This is a genomic window from Campylobacter troglodytis, assembly GCF_006864425.1.
In the GTDB taxonomy this organism is placed as follows: Bacteria; Campylobacterota; Campylobacteria; order Campylobacterales; family Campylobacteraceae; genus Campylobacter_D; species Campylobacter_D troglodytis.
The window spans coordinates 1-4,624 of sequence record NZ_QHLI01000098.1 but is presented as its reverse complement, the minus strand read 5'-3'; the positions used below and the strand labels follow the sequence as shown (position 1 = coordinate 4,624).

2 protein-coding genes and 2 pseudogenes are annotated in these 4,624 nt (G+C 34.2%); all 4 read left to right on the top strand.

Translation table 11 applies throughout. The annotated features are described in order from the left end of the window. Positions 1-344: pseudogene (locus DMC01_RS15490) on the top strand (hypothetical protein); the annotation flags it as partial. Positions 345-819: 475 nt separating this feature from the next. Next, a complete protein-coding gene (locus DMC01_RS11935) occupies positions 820-1,101 on the top strand; it encodes a hypothetical protein (protein ID WP_142694418.1) in 282 nt (93 codons plus the stop codon). A 1,042-nt stretch (positions 1,102-2,143) separates the two neighbouring features. Continuing rightward, positions 2,144-3,532, top strand: a complete 1,389-nt coding sequence (locus tag DMC01_RS11930; protein WP_142694417.1) for a cation:dicarboxylate symporter family transporter — start codon at positions 2,144-2,146, stop codon at positions 3,530-3,532. Between the two features lie 735 nt (positions 3,533-4,267). Beyond that, positions 4,268-4,624, top strand: a pseudogene (locus DMC01_RS11925) (transposase); the annotation flags it as partial.

Sequence of the window (4,624 nt, the reverse complement as noted above, 5' to 3'; positions counted from 1 at the left end):
GTGATAGCTTCAAAGCCTACGATGGCTTGGTTGATTTTTTACAACGCTAGGCTCGTCCCTTTACAAGAAGGAGCAAAGGCGCATTACCGAGTAAAACACTCTAAAAACGAGTTTGCACACGCACGAAATCATATCAACAAAATTGTGAATTTTTTGCTTCGTGCTACACACTCGCAACTGTAAGCAGAAGAGGATTTGCAAAGTTTAGTTTAGCTAAATTTAAGGACTAAAAAAAATTTGTGCTTCATTTAAAAGAAACGCAATTAAGACAAAAAATTTAGGACAAAAATCTTTATCCAATTTTATTAAAGTTGATAAGAGAAAATCCTATTAGAGTATCTTGAGCCAAATTTAATTAAGCATTAGCCATTAGCTAAAAATATCAAGTATCTTTTATTTTTACTGAAAAAAGTTTTTTAAAGTAAGCTAAAAGATCCCATCAAATTTAAGAAGCAAGAACATTCAAAAAAATTCAAGCCCTGTCAAAGGCTATGAAGTTATGCAATTTTATCTTTAATCTTTTGCAAGAAAGCTTTTTTTTCATAGCACTACCAAGCCGCAATTTATCAACTTATGCCTTGCTTTTTTAAAAACAAGAAGATCTTTTAAACAGTTTTTCTTGTAATCCATTAAAGGATTAAATTTAAAAAATTCAAGGCTTGCAATCATTAAAAGTTCTTAAAATTAGCTCGAAAAATCTTTTAAAAAAGTTTTTTTAAGCCTATATTTAAGGCTTTTTTAGTATTGGAATGCTTATTGCTTTAATGCTTAGCGGGGCAAGGTCTTTAAAACTGCCTTAAAAATCATTAAGGAAGTTACATGCTCTCCTCCGTAACGCCAGTTATTAGACATCTTGCCTCCATATATCCTGATTTAATGGAGGCTATTTACAGAGAATTGGGGCCTCATCTTAGAAGCTTATTCTCAGATCTTGAAGATAATAAGGACAAAACTCTCATAGAACAGATCAAAAAAATAGATCAAGAAATTATGCAAAGCCTACATCAAAAAAGCAACACCGACAAGGATCTGAAAGAATTCACAAAAGAAATGTTTGCAAATATCTTTAATGCTCTAAGAGACAACAGAAACGCACTTTAAGTTCTTATCTTTTTACCTTTTATATCATTACAGTTTATATTTTCTCTTGCTACACTTAATATTCTGCATTTTTTTGTTGCACTTTGCCTTTTCACAGTTAAGCTTTTTGCTTTTTTTATTGACGGTTTATATTCTTGTTTTTTCATCTTTTTACAGTTTATCTTTTTATGTTTTCATATCTTCACATTTCACTCTGTAGCTTAAAAAAGCTTTGCAAAGCTAAGTTCATTAAATTATGCTTAAATTTATTTTGACAAAGCATTTTGACAAAGCATTTTAACTGTGTCTTGCAAAAGCCTTAATTTTGTTTCTAAGTTTGTTTGGCACTAGGCTCTTTTTTCAACTTTTCTTAAACGTCATTAAAACAAGCAAACAAAATTCACGCTCTGTTGTGAATTTTACAAGGTCTAGCTTGTAAGGAGTATAATATTCTAGTCTCTTTGAAAGAATTTAAAAAATTCAAAAAAAGCTTAGATTTTGACAAAGCTTGAATTTTAACCGTGATTTTAAGCTTATTTTAAGATAAAACTGTGTTATAATGAAATATTTAAGAAATCTTTAAAATAAATTTAATCAAAGCACTAAACAATGGGCTATCAAATTTACTTGCTTGAATTTTTTAGCATTAAGAAAGTGTTTAAAATAGCTAAAACAAGCTTGTCCTTTTAAGCACTTAGATAAAAAGCTTAATGCTTTGCAAGGCAGAGTTTTTGCAAAAATCTTTTGAGTGTCTTTTAAAACAACAAGGAATCTTATTAACCCATCTTTTGAAAAAAGTTTTTATAAGGGCTATTTACAAAATATTGATCCTTACCGTCCTAGTCTAAACGCAACGAAAGGCAGTTTCTGCGAAAACGCAGTTTCTTTGTTTAGATCTAGCCTGTGAGACGAAACGAAGTTTTTGCGAAAGCAAGCTTTTTGTGAAAGCAAGCTTTCTTTGCTAAAACCTAGCTTGCAAGACAAAATGACGAATGTGTCCGCTAAGATCAGCAGTTTTAAAAAGCCTTCATAAAAGCACTAAATCAACTTCAAAGGAGCCACCTTGGATACTCTAAGTCAGCACATAGCACAAAACAAGCCCTCATTTTTAAGTCGTATGTTAAGAAGTCTTGCCTTTTGGGTGATCTTTGGCATCATAGCAGGTATAATACTTGGCTATGCCGACAAGGAGTTAGCCCTTGCTAGTAAGCCTGGGGTGGATTATTTCATCAAGGCCTTAAAGCTTCTCATAGGTCCTATTATCTTTGTTACCTTAGTAATTGGCATTATAAGCCTTGAAAGCATAAAAAAGCTTGGTAGCATTGGAGCAAAGGCTGTTATTTATTTTGAGGTGGTTTCTACACTTGCCTTGGCTGTTGGAATTTTAATACCTAATATTATGAAGCCTGGTGCAGGGATGAATCTTGACGCCTCAGCTATCGACAGTGCAAGCGTTGCTAAATATACAGACCAGCAAATCGAAGTAAGTGCAGCTGGTGAGATAATGACCATACTCAAAAGTGCTTGGCCAAGTGATCTCATAACCCCCTTCACAGATGGCAAGACCTTGCAAGTTCTTGTCCTTGCTATCTTTACAGCCATAATTATCTCCTTGCTTAAAAATGAAGACAAGCAGTCTTTCATAAAGATCTTTGAGCTTTTGCAAAATTTCGTCTTTAAGATCTTGCAAATTATAATGTATTTTAGCCCTGTGGCTGCCTTTTCGGCAATGGCTTTTTTAGTAGCTCAATACGGACTTGGCTCCTTGGTAAATCTTGGCTACCTGCTCTTGGTAATGTTACTTTCTTGTCTTATTTTTATCTTTGGGGTTTTGGGACTAATTTGCTGGGCTGTAAAGATAAATATCTTTAAATTTATGCGTTTTATATCTCGTGAGGTTTTAATCGTATTTGCTACAAGTTCGAGCGAATCAGCCCTTGCACCCCTTATGAGAAAGCTTGAACACGCAGGGCTTTCAAAGGCTACTGTGGGGCTTGTGCTTCCAACAGGATACAGCTTTAATCTTGATTGTACCAATATTTATCTAGCAATGGCACTTATCTTCTTAGCACAAGCCTTTGGGGTAAATCTATCCCTAGCACACGAAATAAGCATTTTAATTGTCCTTATGATAGCAAGCAAGGGCGCTGTGGGCGTTACAGGAAGTGGCTTCATAGTGCTTGGAAGCACCTTGGGTGCCTTGGGATCTATGTTCATAGCAGAGGCAAATGACGGAATGGGTGCTACACTTGCTGAGGTCTTGCCAGTAGCTGCTATATCCGTGCTTTTGGGTGTGGATAAATTTATGAGCGAGATGCGTGCGGTGGGTAATCTTTGCGGAAACAGTGTTGCAGCTTTAATCGTAGCCATTTGGGACAGACAAATTGATATGGAAAAATTCCGCTATGCCCTCGAACACCCAGAAGAATTTCACCATGTGGGGATGAGTTGAAAGCATAAAGGCTCTTTGTTAAAAAGTGTTTATTGCACGAACTTGTTAAATTGATCCAAAAAAGAGCTTTTGTCTAGCTATAAGATGGCAGTGGGAGCAAAAAGATCTTTTTTGCGGACTACTTGCAAAACTTGATATGAGAAGGATCGATGCTTTTTTATAAAAGAGCTGTTTTTATTTGCAAACTAAACTTTGCTTTACTTGAATTTTAAGCCTTGTGTTTTGATTTAAATCTTAGCTTAAAGATTTAAACTTAGATGTAAATTTAAAGCTTGATATTTAAATTTAAATGTGAATTTAAAGCTTTATCTTTCAAATTTAAATGTGAATTTAAACCTTAGCTTTTAGCTTAAGCGTGAATTTAAGCCTCACGCCTTAGCTACTTCATATATTTTAAACTTAGCTTTCACACCTTGTGTGAATTTTAATCTTCTTTTAATACCTTAAGTTCTTTGCAAATTCTAAATTTATTTATGCTTGACGGCTAGCTCATATGAATTTAAATTCGCAGGTTATTTTTTAATAGCCTATGTGAAATTAAAATCCTTCAAACAAAATATGCGAATTTAAACATCTTTAAAAGTCTTGTGTGAATTTAAAATCCTTTAAGCAACTATGCGAATTTAGAATTTAAATCAAATATTTCAAAAAAGCCTTGTGAATTTTAGCCAAGTTAAAGCACCACTTTTTAAAAGGCTCAAGATACTTTAAATTGATACAAGATCATTTTAAAGTATGGAGAGCAAAATGAAAAACAAATATATGATTCATTCCAGAATTGTCTCAAAAGAAATTTAAGGAATTTTGAAGTATTTCTGCCTTGATTTAGAGGCGAAAAAAATTGCTGAAATTTGCAAAATTTCTCGTCCTTGTGTGAATAGAATTTTGCGTGAAATTCGCATTTTGATAGCCAAAGAGTGCGAAAAAATCAGCAAAATGAGTGGCGAAATCGAAGTCGATGAAAGTTACTTTGGGGCAAGGTGTGTGCGTGGTAAGCGTGGGCGTGGGGCTGGCAAGAAAACGCCTGTGTTTGGTATGCTAAAACGCAACGGCTACGTTTATACGCAAGTGGTAAAACACTGCTCTGCCAAA

Excerpts from the sequence above, each read along its gene's own strand:
- DMC01_RS11935 (WP_142694418.1), top strand. The coding sequence starts at position 820 with ATGCTCTCCTCCGTAACGCCAGTTATTAGACATCTTGCCTCCATATAT.